Annotated in this window: 13 protein-coding genes; 10 read left to right on the forward strand and 3 right to left on the reverse strand. The window is 72.5% G+C overall.

The window, feature by feature from the left end:
- Positions 1–39 precede the first annotated feature (39 nt).
- From HF577_RS04435 to HF577_RS04445, 3 genes are all read left to right on the forward strand, one after another.
- Positions 40–1,524 carry a M81 family metallopeptidase gene (locus HF577_RS04435; RefSeq protein ID WP_169394428.1) on the forward strand — a complete coding sequence of 495 codons (1,485 nt, stop codon included), beginning with the start codon at positions 40–42 and terminating at the stop codon, positions 1,522–1,524.
- A 10-nt stretch (positions 1,525–1,534) separates the two neighbouring features.
- On the forward strand, positions 1,535–2,281 hold the full coding sequence (locus HF577_RS04440) for a copper homeostasis protein CutC (RefSeq protein ID WP_169394429.1): 747 nt from the start codon (positions 1,535–1,537) through the stop codon (positions 2,279–2,281).
- A 177-nt stretch (positions 2,282–2,458) separates the two neighbouring features.
- Positions 2,459–3,619 (forward strand): esterase-like activity of phytase family protein, encoded by a 1,161-nt coding sequence (locus HF577_RS04445; RefSeq protein WP_169394430.1) that lies wholly within the window; start codon positions 2,459–2,461, stop codon positions 3,617–3,619.
- Between the two features lie 15 nt (positions 3,620–3,634).
- Here HF577_RS04445 and HF577_RS04450 read toward each other — a convergent pair whose 3' ends face one another.
- Positions 3,635–4,786, reverse strand: coding sequence for a PQQ-dependent sugar dehydrogenase (locus HF577_RS04450; RefSeq protein WP_312858939.1), 1,152 nt, complete (start codon positions 4,784–4,786; stop codon positions 3,635–3,637).
- 81 nt (positions 4,787–4,867) lie between these two features.
- On the opposite strand from HF577_RS04450, the gene HF577_RS04455 reads away from it, so the two are divergent.
- Positions 4,868–5,785, forward strand: coding sequence for a 2-hydroxyacid dehydrogenase (locus tag HF577_RS04455; RefSeq protein WP_169394432.1), 918 nt, complete (start codon positions 4,868–4,870; stop codon positions 5,783–5,785).
- Between the two features lie 61 nt (positions 5,786–5,846).
- A complete protein-coding gene (locus HF577_RS04460; RefSeq protein WP_169394433.1) occupies positions 5,847–6,455 on the forward strand; it encodes a DoxX family protein in 609 nt (202 codons plus the stop codon).
- A 69-nt stretch (positions 6,456–6,524) separates the two neighbouring features.
- Here the strand turns inward: HF577_RS04460 and ilvD are convergent, their stop codons facing one another.
- Positions 6,525–8,366, reverse strand: a complete 1,842-nt coding sequence (gene ilvD / locus HF577_RS04465; RefSeq protein WP_169394434.1) for a dihydroxy-acid dehydratase — start codon at positions 8,364–8,366, stop codon at positions 6,525–6,527.
- A 5-nt stretch (positions 8,367–8,371) separates the two neighbouring features.
- Positions 8,372–8,785 (reverse strand): PH domain-containing protein, encoded by a 414-nt coding sequence (locus HF577_RS39595; protein ID WP_169394435.1) that lies wholly within the window; start codon positions 8,783–8,785, stop codon positions 8,372–8,374.
- Between the two features lie 312 nt (positions 8,786–9,097).
- Between HF577_RS39595 and HF577_RS04475 the strand changes: the two genes are divergently transcribed.
- From HF577_RS04475 to HF577_RS04495, 5 genes are all read left to right on the forward strand, one after another.
- Complete coding sequence (locus HF577_RS04475) at positions 9,098–11,056, forward strand: acetolactate synthase large subunit (RefSeq protein WP_169394436.1); 1,959 nt, start codon at positions 9,098–9,100, stop codon at positions 11,054–11,056.
- Positions 11,056–11,565 carry an acetolactate synthase small subunit gene (gene ilvN / locus HF577_RS04480; RefSeq protein WP_169394448.1) on the forward strand — a complete coding sequence of 170 codons (510 nt, stop codon included), beginning with the start codon at positions 11,056–11,058 and terminating at the stop codon, positions 11,563–11,565. Before HF577_RS04475 ends, ilvN begins: the two co-directional genes overlap by 1 nt.
- Positions 11,566–11,594: 29 nt before the next feature.
- Complete coding sequence (ilvC, locus tag HF577_RS04485; RefSeq protein WP_169394437.1) at positions 11,595–12,599, forward strand: ketol-acid reductoisomerase; 1,005 nt, start codon at positions 11,595–11,597, stop codon at positions 12,597–12,599.
- 262 nt (positions 12,600–12,861) lie between these two features.
- A complete protein-coding gene (serA, locus tag HF577_RS04490; protein WP_169394438.1) occupies positions 12,862–14,466 on the forward strand; it encodes a phosphoglycerate dehydrogenase in 1,605 nt (534 codons plus the stop codon).
- Positions 14,467–15,100: 634 nt separating this feature from the next.
- The gene (locus tag HF577_RS04495; RefSeq protein ID WP_169394439.1) at positions 15,101–16,144 is read left to right on the forward strand and encodes a 3-isopropylmalate dehydrogenase; all 1,044 of its coding nucleotides are present in this window, start codon (positions 15,101–15,103) and stop codon (positions 16,142–16,144) included.
- The last annotated feature ends 3 nt before the right edge of the window (positions 16,145–16,147 follow it).

Here is a 16,147-nt window from a genome sequence, read left to right on the forward strand (position 1 = left end):
CACCGCCGGGCTCGTCAGCACCGAAAGGGCATCCCTGCCGTGACCGACCGGAAGCTGCGCATCGCCATCGCCGGCATCGCCATCGAGAGCAGCACGTTCTGCCTGCACCGCACCACGCTGGAGGAGTTCCACGTCGTGCGCGGCAAGGAACTGCTGGACCGCTACGACTTCCTCCGCAGGCCCGATGTCCCCGAGCACGCCTGGGCACGGGACGTGGAGTGGGTGCCGCTGGTGCACGCCGCCGCCATGCCGGGCGGCCCGGTGCTGCCCGACGCCTACGACACGCTCGAGGCCGAGACGCTGGAGCGGCTCGGCGCCGCCGGCCCGCTCGACGGCGTCTTCCTCGACATCCACGGCGCCATGACGGTGCAGGGCAGGCGCGACGCCGAGGCCCGGCTCACCCGGGAGGTCCGCGCCGTCGTCGGGCCGGACGTGCTGCTGTCGGCGTCCATGGACCTGCACGGCAACGTGTCGCGGGAGCTGGCGACGGCCGTCGACCTCATCACCTGCTACCGGATGGCCCCGCACGAGGACGCGTGGGAGTCGCGGGCCCGCGCCGCGCGCAACCTCGTGTCGCGGCTGCGGGCCGGTGGCCGGCCGAAGAAGGCGTGGGTGCAGGTGCCCGTCCTGCTCCCCGGTGAGCGCACCAGCACGCGCGTGGACCCGGCCAAGAGCATCTACGCCAGGGTTCCGCAGGTGGAGGCGCAGGCCGGCGTGCTCGACGCCGCCGTCTGGGTCGGCTACGTGTGGGCCGACGAGCCGCGCAACCGCGCCGCCGTGGTGGTCTCCGGCGACGACGAGGAGACGCTGCTGGCGGGCGCCAGGGAGCTGGCCCGCAGCTACTGGGACGCCCGAGCCGACTTCGGGCTCGCCGCCCCGTCCGCCCCGCTGGCCGAGTGCGTCCGTGCCGCGCTCGCGAGCCCGCAGCGGCCGTTCTACATCAGCGACTCCGGCGACAACCCCACGGCGGGCGGGGCCGGGGACGCCTCCTACGCGCTGCGGGAGCTGCTGGCCGACGGGGACCTGGCGGCCAGTGGCGCCACGGTGATCTACGCGAGCATCGCCGACGCCGACTCGGCCCGGGCGGCCGCCGCGGCGGGGGTGGGCGCCACCGTCTCGCTCAGCGTCGGCGGCAAGATCGACACGGCCTCCGCGCCTCCCGCCGAGCTGACCGGCACCGTCACCGCCGTGGTGCCCGACGACCCGCGCGGCGGCGTCCTGGCCGTCGTCGCGGCCGGGGCGATCTCGGTGATCATCACCGAGCGGCGGCGCCCGTTCCACGACGAGGTGGACTTCACCCGCCTCGGCCTCGACCCCCGCCACGGCGCTGACCTCGTGGTGGTCAAGATCGGCTACCTGCAACCGGAGCTGTTCGAGATGTCCGCAGGCTGGATGCTCGCGCTCACACCGGGCGGCGTCGACCAGGACCTGCTGCGGCTGGGGCACCACGACCTCGACGGGCCGGTCTACCCGTTCCAGCCGCTCATGGACCCGCCCGCGCTCGAACCGGAGCTGATCCCGTGACGGGTGAGCCGTGACGGTCGTGGAGGTGTGCCTGGACGACGTCGCCGGGGCACGGGTCGCCGAGGACGCCGGGGCGGACCGCCTGGAGCTGTGCGCCGGGCTGGCCGAGGGCGGCACGACGCCCAGCATCGGCACGGTCGAGGCGGTGCTCGGCACGGTCCGCGGCATCGGCGTCAACGTGCTGGTGCGCCCGCGCGGCGGCGACTTCGTCCACACGCCCGACGAGGTGGGCGTCATGTGCGCGGACATCCGGGCGGTGACGCGGCTGCGGGCGGGCTCACCGCTGCCCGTGGGGTTCGTGCTCGGCGCCCTGACGCCGGACGGCGAGGTCGACGTCCCAGTGCTGCGGACAATGCTGGAGGCGTGCGGGGACGCGCCCGTGACCTTCCACCGGGCGTTCGACGCGACCCGGGACCTGGCGGCCGCACTCGACGTGCTGAGCGGGCTCGGCGTGGCCCGCGTACTCACCTCCGGCGGCCGGGCCACCGCGCTCGACGGTGCCGCCGTGCTCGCCGACCTCGTGGGGCGCGCCGAGGGGCGCATCACCGTGATGGCGGGCGGGTCAGTCCGGGGCGGGAACGTGGTCGAGATCGTGGACCGCACCGGCGTGCCCGAGGTGCACCTGCGGGCTCCCGCCGTGGTCCCCGGCCGGAGCCGCCACCGCAACCCGCACCTCGGTTACGACACGGGCGAGCGCACGGTCACCGCCGCCGCACCGATCCTCGACGTGCGGCGCCGGTTGAAGCGCGCGTTGTGAACCGGTGACGTGTCGGGGGCGTCGGTATTGCGGTTATTCGAATATCCCGATGGCGGGCCCGCACGGATGTGATTCCGTCCACGTTCATGTGCCGACGGCGGCCCCGCATCCGTTGGAGTTGGCGTGACCGCGGAAAACCCGCGCTGCACACGAGTCACGAATGCATGGGGGGTACCGATGGAGGAGAAGTGCCGCGCCGGGTGGCAGCGGACCAGGTGCCGTTACGGCCCGGTTCGTCTGCTCGGCGCCCGCATCCTGCCGCACCACCTGCAGTTTCGCGGAACGACGGTCGGCGGGTTGTCCGGCATCGACTACGACACCCGCACCGCTCGATACCTGCTCGTGAGTGACGACCGGTCCGTTCTCGCACCGGCGCGCTTCTACACCGCGCAGATCGAACTCGATGCCGGCGGACTGCACGACATCGTCCTGACGGGGGTGACATTCTTCCGACGGCCGGACGGAAAGGCTTATCCGTCCCTCGACGAATGGGGACCCGAGCAGTTCGGCTTCCCGCCGGCCGACCGCGGCGTCTTCGGGACCGTGGATCCCGAGGAGATCCGGGTGGACCCGCGCACCGGCTACATGCTGTGGAGCCAGGAGGGGATCCTCGCCGAGTCCGGTGCGGGCGAGCGCATCGTGGTCGACCCGGCGCTGCGCATCTCGACCCCCGACGGGTGCTTCGTCCGCGACCTCCCGGTCCCGTGCACCGAGCTGTACTCGGGAGGGCCGGGCCCGAGGCAGGACCGCGCCATCGAGAGCGTCACGTACGCCGGCCACGGCAACCTGGTCGTCTCGGTACTGGAGGACCCGCTGCTGGTGGACGGGCCCGAGCCCACGGTGCTGGCGGGCGGTCTGACGAGGATGACCGTGCAGTCGTCGGAGGGGAAGATCCTCGCGCAGTACGCATACGAGCTCGACCCCCTTCCCCCGGGGCCCGATGGCACGGCGGCCGACGGCAACACCGGGGTGTCGTCGATCCTCGCCTGCGACCCGGGCACCTCCACCCGCTTCCTCGTCCTCGAGCGGGCTTTCGTGGCCGGCCGGGGCAACAGGGTCCGCGTCTACGAGGCCGACGTCTCGCGCGCCACCGACGTGCTCGCTGCGCCGTCGCTGGTCGGGGCTCCGATCACGCCTGCGCGCAAGACACTGCTCGTCGACCTCGCCGACATGGGGCTCGACCGGCTCGAGAACATCGAGGGCATGACCTGGGGACCGGACGTGTGCACCGGCGAGCGGACCCTGGTCCTGGTCAGCGACGACAACTTCTCCGCCACCCAGCGCACGCAGGTCATCGCGCTCGCCATGGCCCGCGCGGGCGGCACCCGGGCGGCCTGACGCTCCGGTGCGCCGTCAGGTGCGGCTCTCCCCGCCACCTGACGGCGGCTGGATGCGGATCACCCGGTCGTCGCTGGGCACGGGAGCGCCGCCCGCCTTGTTGACGGTGCCCAGCCAGAGCAGGCCGTCCGGAGCCAGGGCAGCCGCCGACAGCCGGCCGTAGGTGCCGGTGAGCATCTTCTCGGGGGTGCCGGTGAACACCGCGTTCTCGCCGGGATGCAGCACGAACAGTGCCGCGGCCCCGGTCAGCGCGATCGCGACCATCCCCGGCTGGGCCACACACCCGGCGACGCCGGGGCGGTCGGGCCAGGTCCAGGCCGGGGCGGGAAGCGGGCCCGGCACCACCAGGTGCAGCACGTCCTGGGTGCCGGTCCGGTCGGTCACCCAGGCCATCGTGGTCACGGGGTCGGTGCAGATCCCGGCAGGCGCCCGCAGCCCCGAGCTGAGCACGCGCGATCCGGGATCCGGGTTGCCCTCCGCCGGCCGGCCCAGCGTGTCGATGCGCAGCAGCTTGCCGGCGAGCGAGCCCGGCACCGCCGGGTCGCCCCCCGCGTCGCCCGTGGCCACCAGCAGCGACCCGTCGACGTCCACGCCGAGCGCCCCGCCGTTGTTGCGGGGCCCGCGGGGGATGCCGGTGAGCACGGGCTTGGGCGCCTCCCCCGGGGCGATCCGCAGCACGCGGTTGTCCTCGCGCGTGGTGGCGTAGGCGTAGACGAGCTGGTCCTCCTTGTACGACGGCGAGAGGACGAGGCCGGTGAGACCACCGCCGCCGCTCGCGTCGACCGGGACGGTGGTGACCAGTACCGGGTCGGAGCCCCGCTGTACCCGCAGCACGCGCCCGGTGGCCCGCTCGGCCACGAGCGCCGACCGGCCGTCGGGCAGCACCGCGATCGCGCCGACGGGCTCCAGGCACGTGGCCACGACCTGCGGGTCGGGGTCGACGCAGCCGCCGGGCGGCTGGGGCGAGCCGGGCTGCCCGGCGCTGCCCCCCGGTGGCGGTGCCGGTGGCTGGGAGGGTTCGGGGACCACCGGCGGACCGCCGAGCTCACCCGCGCCCTCCACCTGCTCCCGCCACTCCCGCGGGCCCTGGTCGGGGAACGTCGCGCACCCGGCCAGCAGCAGGCCCAGCAACGCCGTCGCCGCCGCCCGCCGCACCCGTCCTCCCACGCGGCCCAGGCTATGCGGCACGGGGTGAGCGGCCCGTGAACGGTGCCCGCCACCTCTCCGGCCGGACATTAGGGTCGGGACATGGGCGACATCGTTGTTCTGGTTCCGCACGACGAGGGGATGTCGGCTCTCGCCGATGTCCCCGGCATCTCCCCGGTGCGGTACGACGTCGACGGCGAGCTTCCCGAGGCCGCCGAGACCGCACAGGTACTGGTCCCCGACTTCCTGGCGACACAGGAGGCCGTGGCCATGACGGCGAAGCTGCCGAACCTGCAGCTTGTCCAGCTCCTCTCGGCGGGGGCGGAGCACTGGGTCGGCCGGCTCCCCGACGGAGTCGCGCTGTCGGACTGCCGGGGCGCCCACGGGGGCGCCACCGCGGAGTGGGTCGTCGCGGTCCTCCTCGCCGTGTACCGCGACCTCCCGCGCTTCGTCCGCGCGCAGGACGAGCGACGCTGGGACTACCACTACACCGAGGAGCTGGCCGGCAAGCGCGTGCTCGTGGTGGGTGCGGGGGACGTCGCCGAGAACACGGCGCGCCGCCTGGCCCCGTTCGACGTGGACGTCACGCTCGTGGGCCGCACGGCCAGGACGGGCGTACACGGCATCGACGAGGTGCACGACCTGCTGCCCCACCACGACGCCTGCGTGGTGATCGTGCCCCTCACCGACGACACCCGCGGGCTCGTCGACGCCCGGTTCCTCGCCGCGATGCCCGACGGGGCGGTGCTGGTCAACGCGGCACGCGGCCCCGTCGCCGACACCGACGCGCTCACCGCCGAGCTGACGAGCGGGCGGCTGCGCGGCGCGCTCGACGTGACGGATCCGGAGCCGCTGCCCGCTGACCATCCACTGTGGACGGCTCCGGGGCTGCTGATCACGCCGCACGTCGGCGGCAGCGTCCCGAACACGATGCGGCGCGCCTACGAGGTGGTGGCCGAGCAGCTCGGTGCGTACGCGCGGGGTGAGCGGCCGCCGAACCTCGTCGAGAACGGGTACTGATCCCGCGAATCCGCCGTCGCCACCTGGGCGAACGTGCCGTTGGGGACTAATCTCCCTGCGCATGACCGACCAGCCGACGTCGATACTCCCCGGTTCGGGCCGCAGCGGTTTCGGTGGGTCGGAGCCGGGCGACACCCGCCCCACCCGCAGGCCACTGACCTGGAACGGCGGCACCGACGTCGGGCTGCTGATCCTGCGGTTCGCCGTGGGTGGCACGTTCTTCGCCCACGGGATGCAGAAGGTCTTCGGGATGTGGGACGGGCCGGGCGTCGCGGGGTTCGCCCGCCTGCTCGACCGGTTCGGCTACCAGCAGACCACCACCCTGTCCTGGGTCACCGGGATCGTCGAGCTGGTGGCCGGGGCGTTCGTGGTGCTGGGGGTGGTCACACCGCTCGCGGCCGCAGCCCTGCTCGCCATCAAGATCAACGCGGTGCTCGTCAAGATGGCGAGCGGGTTCTTCATCGCTTCGGCCGCGGGGGCCGACGCCGTGGAGCTGGACGTCGTGCTCGGGCTCGCGGCCGCCGCGCTCATCTTCACCGGGCCGGGACGGATCGCACTGGACAACGGCCGCACCTGGCACCGCCGCCCCGCCCCGTGGGGCGTGCTCGCGCTGATCGTGGGTGTGGCGGCGGGCGTGCTGGTGTTCGTCCTGCTCCGTACCCCCGTGTGACGGGTTCAGGAAAGCCACTTTCCTGCCCTCTGCGGGCCTGAAAGTGGCTTTCCTGAACTTCGGGGGGTCCTACGGGACCCGGCGGACCGCTCCCGTGTGGGCGCTCGTGGCCAGTGCCGCGTAGGCGCGCAGCGCCTTGCTCACCTGGCGGTCCCGGTCCTTCGGCTGCCACGGGCGCTCGGAGGCGTCCATCTTGGCCCGGCGCTCGGCCAGCACCTCGTCGGCGACCTGCACCTCGAGCGTCCGGCTCCGGACGTCGATCAGCACCGTGTCGCCGTCCTCGATCAGGCCGATGACACCACCGGCGGCGGCCTCGGGGGAGATGTGCCCCACCGAGATGCCGCTCGAGCCGCCGGAGAAGCGGCCGTCGGTGATCAGGGCGCACTTCGCGCCGAGGCCCGCCCCCTTGAGGAACGCGGTGGGGTGCAGCATCTCCTGCATCCCCGGCCCGCCCGCGGGGCCCTCGTAGCGCACCACGAGCACGTCACCGGGCTGGATCTGCTTGGTGAGGATCACCGACACGGCCTCCTCCTGGCTCTCCACCACGCGGGCGGGGCCGGAGAAGCGCCAGATGTCCTCGGGGATGCCGGCGGTCTTGATGACGGCCCCGTCGGGCGCGATGTTGCCGCGCAGCACGGCGAGGCCGCCGTCGGCGGTGTAGGCGTGCTCGGCGTCGCGGATGCACCCGCCCGCCGCGTCGGTGTCGAGCGAGGACCAGCGGTTCTCCGTGGAGAACGCCTCCGTGGTGCGCACCCCGCCCGGTGCCGCGTGGTACAGCTCCACGGCCTTCTCCGACGGCGCCTGCGCGCGGACGTCCCACTCGGAGAGCCACTCCCGCATCGACGGGGAGTGCACCGTGTGCACGTCCTCGTTGAGCAGGCCGGCCCGCCACAGCTCGCCCAGGATGGCGGGGATGCCGCCGGCGCGGTGGACGTCCTCCATGTGGTAGTTCGAGTTGGGCGACACCTTCGACAGGCACGGCACCCGCCGCGACACCGCGTCGATCGCCTCCAGGTCGAAGTCGATCTCGCCCTCCTGCGCGGCGGCGAGGATGTGCAGCACGGTGTTGGTGGAGCCGCCCATGGCCACGTCGAGCGCCATCGCGTTCTCGAACGCCTTGCGGGTGGCGATCGACCGCGGCAGCACGGAGGCGTCGTCCTCGGCGTACCAGCGCTTCGCGAGCGCCATCACCGTGCGGCCCGCCTCGAGGAACAGCTCGCGGCGGGCGGCGTGCGTGGCCAGGGTGGAGCCGTTGCCGGGCAGGGCGAGCCCGAGCGCCTCGGTGAGGCAGTTCATCGAGTTGGCGGTGAACATCCCGGAGCAGGAGCCGCACGTCGGGCACGCCGAACGCTCGACGAGGTCCAGGCCGCTGTCGTCCACCTGCGGCGAGGCGGACGCCGAGATCGCCGTGATGAGGTCGGTGGGCGCCTGGGCCACCCCGTCGACGACGACGGCCTTCCCGGCCTCCATCGGGCCGCCGGAGACGAACACGGTGGGGATGTTCAGCCGCATCGCCGCGTTCAGCATGCCGGGGGTGATCTTGTCGCAGTTCGAGATGCAGACCAGCGCGTCGGCGGCGTGGCCGTTGACCATGTACTCGACGGCGTCGGCGATCACCTCGCGGCTGGGCAGCGAGTAGAGCATGCCGCCGTGGCCCATGGCGATGCCGTCGTCGACGGCGATCGTGTGGAACTCCCGCGCCACGCCGCCCGCCTCGCGGATGGCTCCCGCGACGAGGTCGCCGAGGTCCTTGAGGTGCACGTGCCCGGGCACGAACTGCGTGTAGGAGTTGGCGATGGCGACGATCGGCCTGCCGAAGTCGTCGTCGGTCATGCCGGTGGCGCGCCAGAGCGAACGTGCTCCGGCGGCGTTGCGGCCGTGGGTGGTGACGCGGGAACGCAGAGCCGGCATCGGGCTCACTCTCCAGCCGGGTCGGGCAGCCTGCCACCGCTGACGGCGGCGAGCTGGGGCAGGTCTCGGACTCCGACGGCCGGGAGCGGTAGCTCGGCACCGTCGGCCAGCACCGCGCTGACCCCGGCGCGACCCCGCAGTCGTGAGCGGTGGCCGAGGCGCAGCGAGCTGATCTCAGGCCACGGTACGCGCCGGCCGCCGACGATCCGGCGGATGGTCAGCGCGTCCGGATCGGCGACGGTGCGCACCCGCAGCGTCCGTACGATCATCGCGATCGGTACGAGGTACACCAGCCACAGGAACGGGCCGGAGGCCGCGAACGGCGTGGCGCACACCGCGATCCCGATCGCCGCGAGGTTGGTCAGCGGCGAGATGCGGAAGACAGCGCGGGGGGTTGGCTCGTCGCCGGTGGTGCTCACCCGGCCATCGTCTCATCCGGGACCGATCCCCACCTGCGGGTGGGCGGTCGGGTCCGGGCTCGCCGGTATTCGGACAACCGGGCCCGGACCGTCGGAGGCGTCCCACCATCTGGTACATCGGTCCCAGGAAATTTGACGCCTCGACCGGCGGGCGTCTAGCGTCCCGGTCATGTCAGCCGTCCGGGTGCTCGTACTTCGCAGGCGCGTCCACGCCTGAGCGAGCCCTCGGTCGTCGACGCGCCACCCTCGTTCCGCCTCCCGGCGGTCGGGGGTTTTTTCATGTCTGGCCCCAACTCCCGGAGCTGACCGTAGATGACCACCGCAACGCCCCGTTCCGGCCCGGTCCCCGGACCGTCGGGACCGAAGCCGGCGCCGCCGCCGGGCCGTCAGGGCTCCCAACCCGGTTCGAGCCCTGCCCAGCAGGCGCCGGTGCAGGCCGTTCCCGGCCTGCGCTTCGACCGGGTGCCCATGACCGGCGCCCAGTCGCTCGTCCGCTCGCTCGAGGAGGTGGGCTGCGAGGTCGTCTTCGGTATTCCGGGCGGCACCATCCTCCCCGCCTACGACCCGCTACTCGACTCGACGCGCGTGCGGCACGTGCTGGTCCGCCATGAGCAGGGCGCGGGGCACGCGGCCACCGGGTACGCGCAGGCCACCGGCAAGGTGGGTGTCTGCATGGCGACGTCGGGGCCGGGCGCGACCAACCTCGTCACCCCGGTCGCCGACGCCTACATGGACTCCGTCCCGATCGTCGCGATCACCGGTCAGCAGACCCGCGCGCTGATCGGCACCGACGCGTTCCAGGAAGCGGACATCACCGGCATCACCATGCCGGTGACCAAGCACAACACCCTCGTGACCGACGCGGCGGAGATCCCGCGCGCCATCGCGGAGGCGTTCCACCTGGCGTCCACGGGCCGACCCGGCCCGGTGCTGGTGGACATCCCGAAGGACGTGCTGCAGGAGCGCACCACGTTCTCCTGGCCCCCCGAGCTGCAGCTGCCCGGCTACCGGCCCACCACCCGGCCGCACGGCAAGCAGATCCGGGAGGCCGCCAAGCTGATCAGCTCGGCGCAGCGGCCGGTGCTCTACGTCGGTGGCGGCGTGCTCAAGGCGGAGGCCTCGCCCGAGCTCCTGGAGCTGGCGGAGCTCACCGGTATCCCGGTGGTCACCACGCTGATGGCCCGCGGCGTCTTCCCGGACAGCCACCGCCAGCACGTCGGGATGCCCGGCATGCACGGCACCGTCACCGCGGTGGCCGCCATGCAGGAGTCCGACCTGCTCGTCGCGCTCGGGGCGCGGTTCGACGACCGGGTCACCGGCCATCTCGCCAGCTTCGCGCCCGACGCGGCGGTCGTGCACGCCGACATCGACCCGGCCGAGATCTCCAAGAACCGCCGAGCGGACGTCCCGATCGTGGGCGACGCCAAGGAGGTCATCGCCGAGCTCATCGACGCGCTGCGCACCGAGCGGGCCGAGCGCGGCCACACCGACCTCACCGCATGGTGGTCGAGGCTCGACGGGCTGCGCTCCACCTACCCGCTGGGCTACGACTGGCCGGCCGACGGCTCGCTGTCACCCGAGTACGTGATCGAGCGGATCGGGCAGATCGCGGGTCCGGACGCCGTGTACGTGGCGGGCGTCGGGCAGCACCAGATGTGGGCCGCGCAGTTCGTCAGGTACGAGAAGCCGCGCACGTGGCTCAACTCGGGCGGACTCGGCACGATGGGCTACGCGGTACCTGCCGCGATGGGCGCCAAGATGGGCCTTCCGGAGGGCGTCGTGTGGGCCATCGACGGCGACGGCTGCTTCCAGATGACCAACCAGGAGCTCGCCACCTGCGCGCTCGAGGGCATCCCGATCAAGGTCGCCGTCATCAACAACGGCAACCTCGGCATGATCCGGCAGTGGCAGACGCTCTTCTACTCGGAGCGCTACTCGCAGAGCGACCTCGGCACGCACAAGCACCGCATCCCGGACTTCCTGCTGCTGGCCGAGGCGATGGGCTGCGTCGGCCTGCGCGCGGAGTCCAAGGACGAGGTCGACAAGGTCATCCAGCAGGCGATGGAGATCAACGACCGCCCGGTCGTGATCGACTTCGTGGTCGGCGCCGACGCGCAGGTGTGGCCCATGGTGGCCGCGGGCACCGGCAACTCCGAGATCATGGCGGCCCGCAACATCCGGCCGCTCTTCGACACCGACGAGATCGTCGCCGACGACGCCGGCACCGGCTCCGTCGCGGCTGAGGCCATGAGGCAGGGTGAGGAGTCGTGATCCAGCGGCACACGCTGTCGGTGCTCGTCGAGGACAAGCCGGGTGTGCTCGCCCGGATCTCGGGCCTGTTCTCGCGGCGGGGCTTCAACATCGAGTCCCTCGCCGTCGGGCCCACCGAGCACCCCGACATCTCGCGCATGACCATCGTCGTGGCGGTCGACGACTTCCCCCTCGAGCAGGTCACCAAGCAGCTCAACAAGCTCATCCACGTGATCAAGATCGTGGAGCTCGAGCCTGCCGCATCCGTGCAGCGCGAGCTCCTGCTGGTCAAGGTGCGTGCCGACCCCGGCGTGCGCAGCCAGGTGCTCGAGATCGTCAACCTGTTCCGGGCCAAGGCGGTGGACGTGACGCCGGAGGCGCTCACGATCGAGGCCACCGGCACCGCCGACAAGCTCAGCGCCCTGCTCAAGAACCTCGAGCCGTTCGGCATCCGCGAGATGGTGCAGTCCGGGATGGTGGCCGTCGGCCGCGGTCCCCGCTCGATCACCGCCGCCGCTGCCATCCGTTAAGCAACCCCCGAAAGGACCCTTCACCAGTCATGGCTGTGAACATCTACTACGACGACGACGCCGATCTCTCGATCATCCAGGGCCGCAAGGTCGCGGTGATCGGCTACGGCAGCCAGGGCCACGCGCACGCGCTCTCGCTGCGCGACTCGGGGGTCGACGTCCGGATCGGGCTGCCCGAGGGCTCGAAGAGCCGCGCGAAGGCGGCGGACGAGGGCCTGCGGGTGGTGACGCCCGCCGAGGCGTCCGCCGAGGCCGACCTGATCATGATCCTGGCGCCCGACACCAAGCAGCGCCACATCTACTCCGACGACATCGCGCCGCACCTCCAGCCGGGCGACGCGATCTTCTTCGGGCACGGCTTCAACATCCGCTACGAGCTGATCAAGCCGCCTGCCGACGTCGACGTGGCGATGGTCGCCCCGAAGGGGCCCGGCCACCTCGTGCGCCGCCAGTTCGTCGACGGCAAGGGCGTGCCCTGCCTGATCGCCGTCGAGCAGGACCCGAGCGGCAACGCGAAGGCCCTCGCCCTCTCCTACGCCGCGGCCATCGGCGGCGCCCGCGCGGGCGTCATCGAGACCACGTTCAAGGAGGAGACCGAGACCGACCTGTTCGGTGAGCAGGCCGTGCTCTGTGGTGGCGCCGCCGCGCTCGTCCAGACCGGGTTCGAGGTGCTCACGGAGGCCGGCTACGCGCCGGAGATCGCGTACTTCGAGTGCCTGCACGAGCTCAAGCTGATCGTCGACCTGATGTACGAGGGCGGCATCGCCAACGAGCGCTTCTCGATCTCCGACACGGCCGAGTACGGCGACCTCACCCGCGGCCCGCGGGTGATCACGCCGGCCGTCAAGGACGAGATGCGCAAGATCCTCGCCGAGATCCAGGACGGCCGCTTCGCGCAGGAGTGGGTGGCCGAGGACGAGGCGGGCCGCCCGAACTTCAGCCGCCTCCAGAAGGAGGGTGCCGAGCACCCGATCGAGCAGGTCGGCGAGAAGCTGCGCGGCCTCATGAGCTGGGTCGGCTCGAAGGCCACCTGAGCCGCAGGAGCCGTTCGCGCGAGCGGTGCTCTCGACCGGTGGATCCGGTCGGGAGCGCCGCCCGCGCGCCGGAGCCCGGTTAACGCAGCCCGGCCCTGGTGCGAGTGCGATCGTGCCGATGGTTCGTCCCGAGGGTGGGCTGCCCCTACCGTTCGTCCTGTTCAGCGTGTTGCACCGCCCACGCCGCCGGCCCACCGGTCGTGGAGCGCAACTACCATCGGGCACGTACCCAGCCGCCGATCCGGGGAGCACTGCAACCGTCGTGACCACCGTCGCCCGCCCTGTCGTCCTGCTCGCCGAGAAGCTCGCCCCCTCAGCGGTGGCGCTGCTCGGCGACGACGTCGAGATCCGCCACGTGGACGGCACCGACCGCCCCGCTCTCCTGGCCGCGATCGCCGACGCCGATGCCGTCCTCGTCCGCTCCGCCACCAAGGTCGATGCCGAAGCTCTCGCCGCGTCCACGCGCCTGAAGGTCGTCGCCCGCGCCGGCGTCGGCCTGGACAACGTCGACGTGCCGGCCGCCACGGCCCGCGGCGTCATGGTCGTGAACGCCCCGACCTCCAACATCGTCTCCGCCGCCGAGCACGCCGTCGCGCTGCTGCTGTCGGCCGCGCGCCACATCCCCGCGGCCGACGCGAGCCTGCGCTCCGGGCAGTGGAAGCGCAGCTCGTTCACCGGTGTCGAGCTCAACGGCAAGCTCGTCGGCATCGTCGGGCTGGGCAAGATCGGTCAGCTGGTGGCCCAGCGCCTCGCCGCGTTCGGCGTCGAGCTGATCGCCTACGACCCGTACGTCGCCCCGGCCCGGGCCGGCCAGCTCGGCATCGAGCTGGTGAGCCTCGAGGATCTGCTGCGGCGCGCCGACGCGATCTCGATCCACCTGCCCAAGACGGCCGAGACCCTCGGGCTCATCGGCAAGGACCAGCTCGCGCTCACCAAGCCCGGCGTGATCATCGTCAACGCGGCGCGCGGTGGCCTGGTCGACGAGGACGCGCTGGCCGAGGCCGTGCGCAGCGGCCACGTCGGCGGTGCCGGCATCGACGTCTACGTCACCGAGCCCACCACCTCGAGCCCCCTGTTCGAGCTGCCGCAGGTGGTCGTCACCCCGCACCTGGGCGCATCCACCGACGAGGCCCAGGACCGAGCGGGCACCGACGTCGCCCGCTCGGTGCAGCTGGCGCTCGCCGGTGAGTTCGTGCCGGACGCGGTCAACGTGCAGGTCACCGGCGTGGTGGGCGAGGAGGTCCGGCCCTGGCTGCCGCTCACGCAGAAGCTCGGCACGGTGCTCCACGCCGTCGCCGGCCGGCTGCCCAGCTCGGTCACCGTGGACGTCGCCGGTGAGCTCGCGGCCGAGGACGTCTCGGTACTGGCGCTGGCCGCGCTGCGCGGCGTCTTCACCCACGTCGTCGAGGACCAGGTCACGTTCGTCAACGTGCCGGGCATCGCCGCGGAGCGGGGCGTCGAGGTCGAGGTGACCACCGCGCCCGAGAGCGAGAACCACCGCAGCGTCGTGCAGCTGCGCGCCGCCATGCCCGACGGCACGTCCATCACGGTCTCCGGCACGCTCACCGGGCGCGCCCAGGTGGAGAAGCTCGTCGAGGTCAACGGGCGCCACTTCGACCTGCGGGCCGAGGGTGACGTGCTGCTCCTCGAGTACTCCGACCGGCCCGGCGTCATGGGCCGCGTGGGCTCGCTGCTCGGCGAGGCCGCGGTCAACATCGAGGCGGCGCAGATCAGCCAGACCACCGACGGCACCGACGCGATCATGCTCCTGCGCGTCGACCGGGCCGTCGACCCGGGCGTGCTGGAGCCGATCGGCGCCTCGGTGGGCGCCCGCACCACCCGGTTGATCTCCTTCGACACCGACTGACCCGTTCGGGTACCCACTGCGCACCGTGTCGCGTCCGTCCGGTGGTACGGGTGACGCCGTCGGATCCGGTGAATCCGGAGCCCGGCCGCGTCACCCGTCGCGGTCGTCCACCCTCTCCCCGTGGTGCCGTCGCGCCTGCGGGGCGGGGGCGGGTGGCGCGTCATCCGTCACGTCGAACAGGGTCCTGACCTCGCCTGGAGCCTGAAAACCACCCCGAGCGCCGCCGCCTCCGCGCGGTGGCGCCAAGGCCGCCCCGGCGGCGCACGCCGGCGTCCGGTGGACGACCACAGCGGCCGCTGCGCAGGCGGCGAATCGCCGGTGCTGATGGCTGTGAGCAGCGTTGCCTCGGCGAACGGGTGATGCTCTGACCTGCGAGGACACGTCCGAGTCGACACCAGCCACCGGCATCCGGGTGAGGGCATGCGGGGGTGGGGCACAACCCGGCAGATGGGCGGGGGCAGAATGGCCCGCATGGGGGCGTGTCGCACCAGGGGAGGTCCTGACTGCCTCGCTTCCGCATCAGTTCCATCCGATGGGGTGACCACGATCGGATGGCGGAGAGCTTAGCGGCATCGTTGCAGCGGGTAACGTGCGCCCGGCTGTTTCGGGGTCAACTGGAGAGAGGACATCGGTAATGCGCCTTGCGGTCATTCCCGGAGACGGCATCGGGCCGGAGGTCATCGACGAGGCGCTGAAGGTCCTCAACGAGGTCGAGCCCGGTGCGGCGACCACGACCTACGACCTCGGTGCGGCGCGCTGGCACTCCACCGGCGAGCTGCTGCCCGAGTCGGTCCTCACGGAGCTGCAGGAGCATGACGCGATCCTGCTCGGCGCCGTGGGCGACCCGTCCGTGCCCAGCGGCATCCTGGAGCGCGGACTCCTGCTGCGCCTGCGCTTCGAGCTCGACCACCACGTGAACCTGCGCCCGGCCCGGCTCTACCCCGGCGTCCGCGGTCCGCTCGCCGGCAACAACGAGATCGACCTGCTGGTGGTGCGGGAGGGCACAGAGGGCCCGTACGTCGGCACCGGCGGCCTGCTCCGCAAGGACACGCCGCAGGAGATCGCCACCGAGGTCAGCGTCAACACGGCCTACGGCGTGGAGCGCGTCGTCCGTGACGCCTTCAGCCGCGCCTCCCGCCGTTCCCGCAAGCACCTCACGCTCGTGCACAAGACCAACGTGCTGAGCTACTCCGGGCGCCTGTGGTCGCGGCTGGTGGAGGAGGTCTCGCTCGAGCACCCCGAGGTGAGCGTGGCCTACCAGCACATCGACGCCACCACGATCCACCTGGTCACCGACCCCGGCCGGTTCGACGTGATCGTCACCGACAACCTCTTCGGCGACATCCTCACCGACCTCGCCGCCGCCGTCACCGGGGGCATCGGCCTCGCGGCCAGCGGCAACCTCGACGTGAGCCGCCGCAACCCGAGCATGTTCGAGCCGGTGCACGGCAGCGCACCCGACATCGCGGGCCAGGGCATCGCCGACCCCACGGCCGCCGTGCTCTCCGTGGCCCTGCTGCTCGACCACCTCGGCAACCGCGACGCGGCCCGCCGCATCGAGGCCGCCGTGGCGTTCGACCTCGCCACGAGGGACCACAGCGCCACCGGCCACACCCAGAGCATCGGCGACCGCCTCGCCGCCCTGGTGAGCGCGCACGCCACAACCCCCGCCCCGTAACTC

Source organism: Pseudonocardia xinjiangensis (assembly GCF_012911925.1).
Lineage (GTDB): Bacteria > Actinomycetota > Actinomycetes > Mycobacteriales > Pseudonocardiaceae > Pseudonocardia > Pseudonocardia xinjiangensis.

Bases quoted from the DNA above. Each gene is read 5' to 3' on its own strand.
- ilvD (WP_169394434.1), bottom strand. From the start codon at position 8,366: ATGCCGGCTCTGCGTTCCCGCGTCACCACCCACGGCCGCAACGCCGCC.
- HF577_RS04445 (WP_169394430.1), top strand. From the start codon at position 2,459: ATGGAGGAGAAGTGCCGCGCCGGGTGGCAGCGGACCAGGTGCCGTTAC.
- HF577_RS04475 (WP_169394436.1), top strand. From the start codon at position 9,098: ATGACCACCGCAACGCCCCGTTCCGGCCCGGTCCCCGGACCGTCGGGA.
- HF577_RS04460 (WP_169394433.1), top strand. From the start codon at position 5,847: ATGACCGACCAGCCGACGTCGATACTCCCCGGTTCGGGCCGCAGCGGT.
- HF577_RS04495 (WP_169394439.1), top strand. From the start codon at position 15,101: ATGCGCCTTGCGGTCATTCCCGGAGACGGCATCGGGCCGGAGGTCATC.
- HF577_RS04455 (WP_169394432.1), top strand. From the start codon at position 4,868: ATGGGCGACATCGTTGTTCTGGTTCCGCACGACGAGGGGATGTCGGCT.
- ilvC (WP_169394437.1), top strand. From the start codon at position 11,595: ATGGCTGTGAACATCTACTACGACGACGACGCCGATCTCTCGATCATC.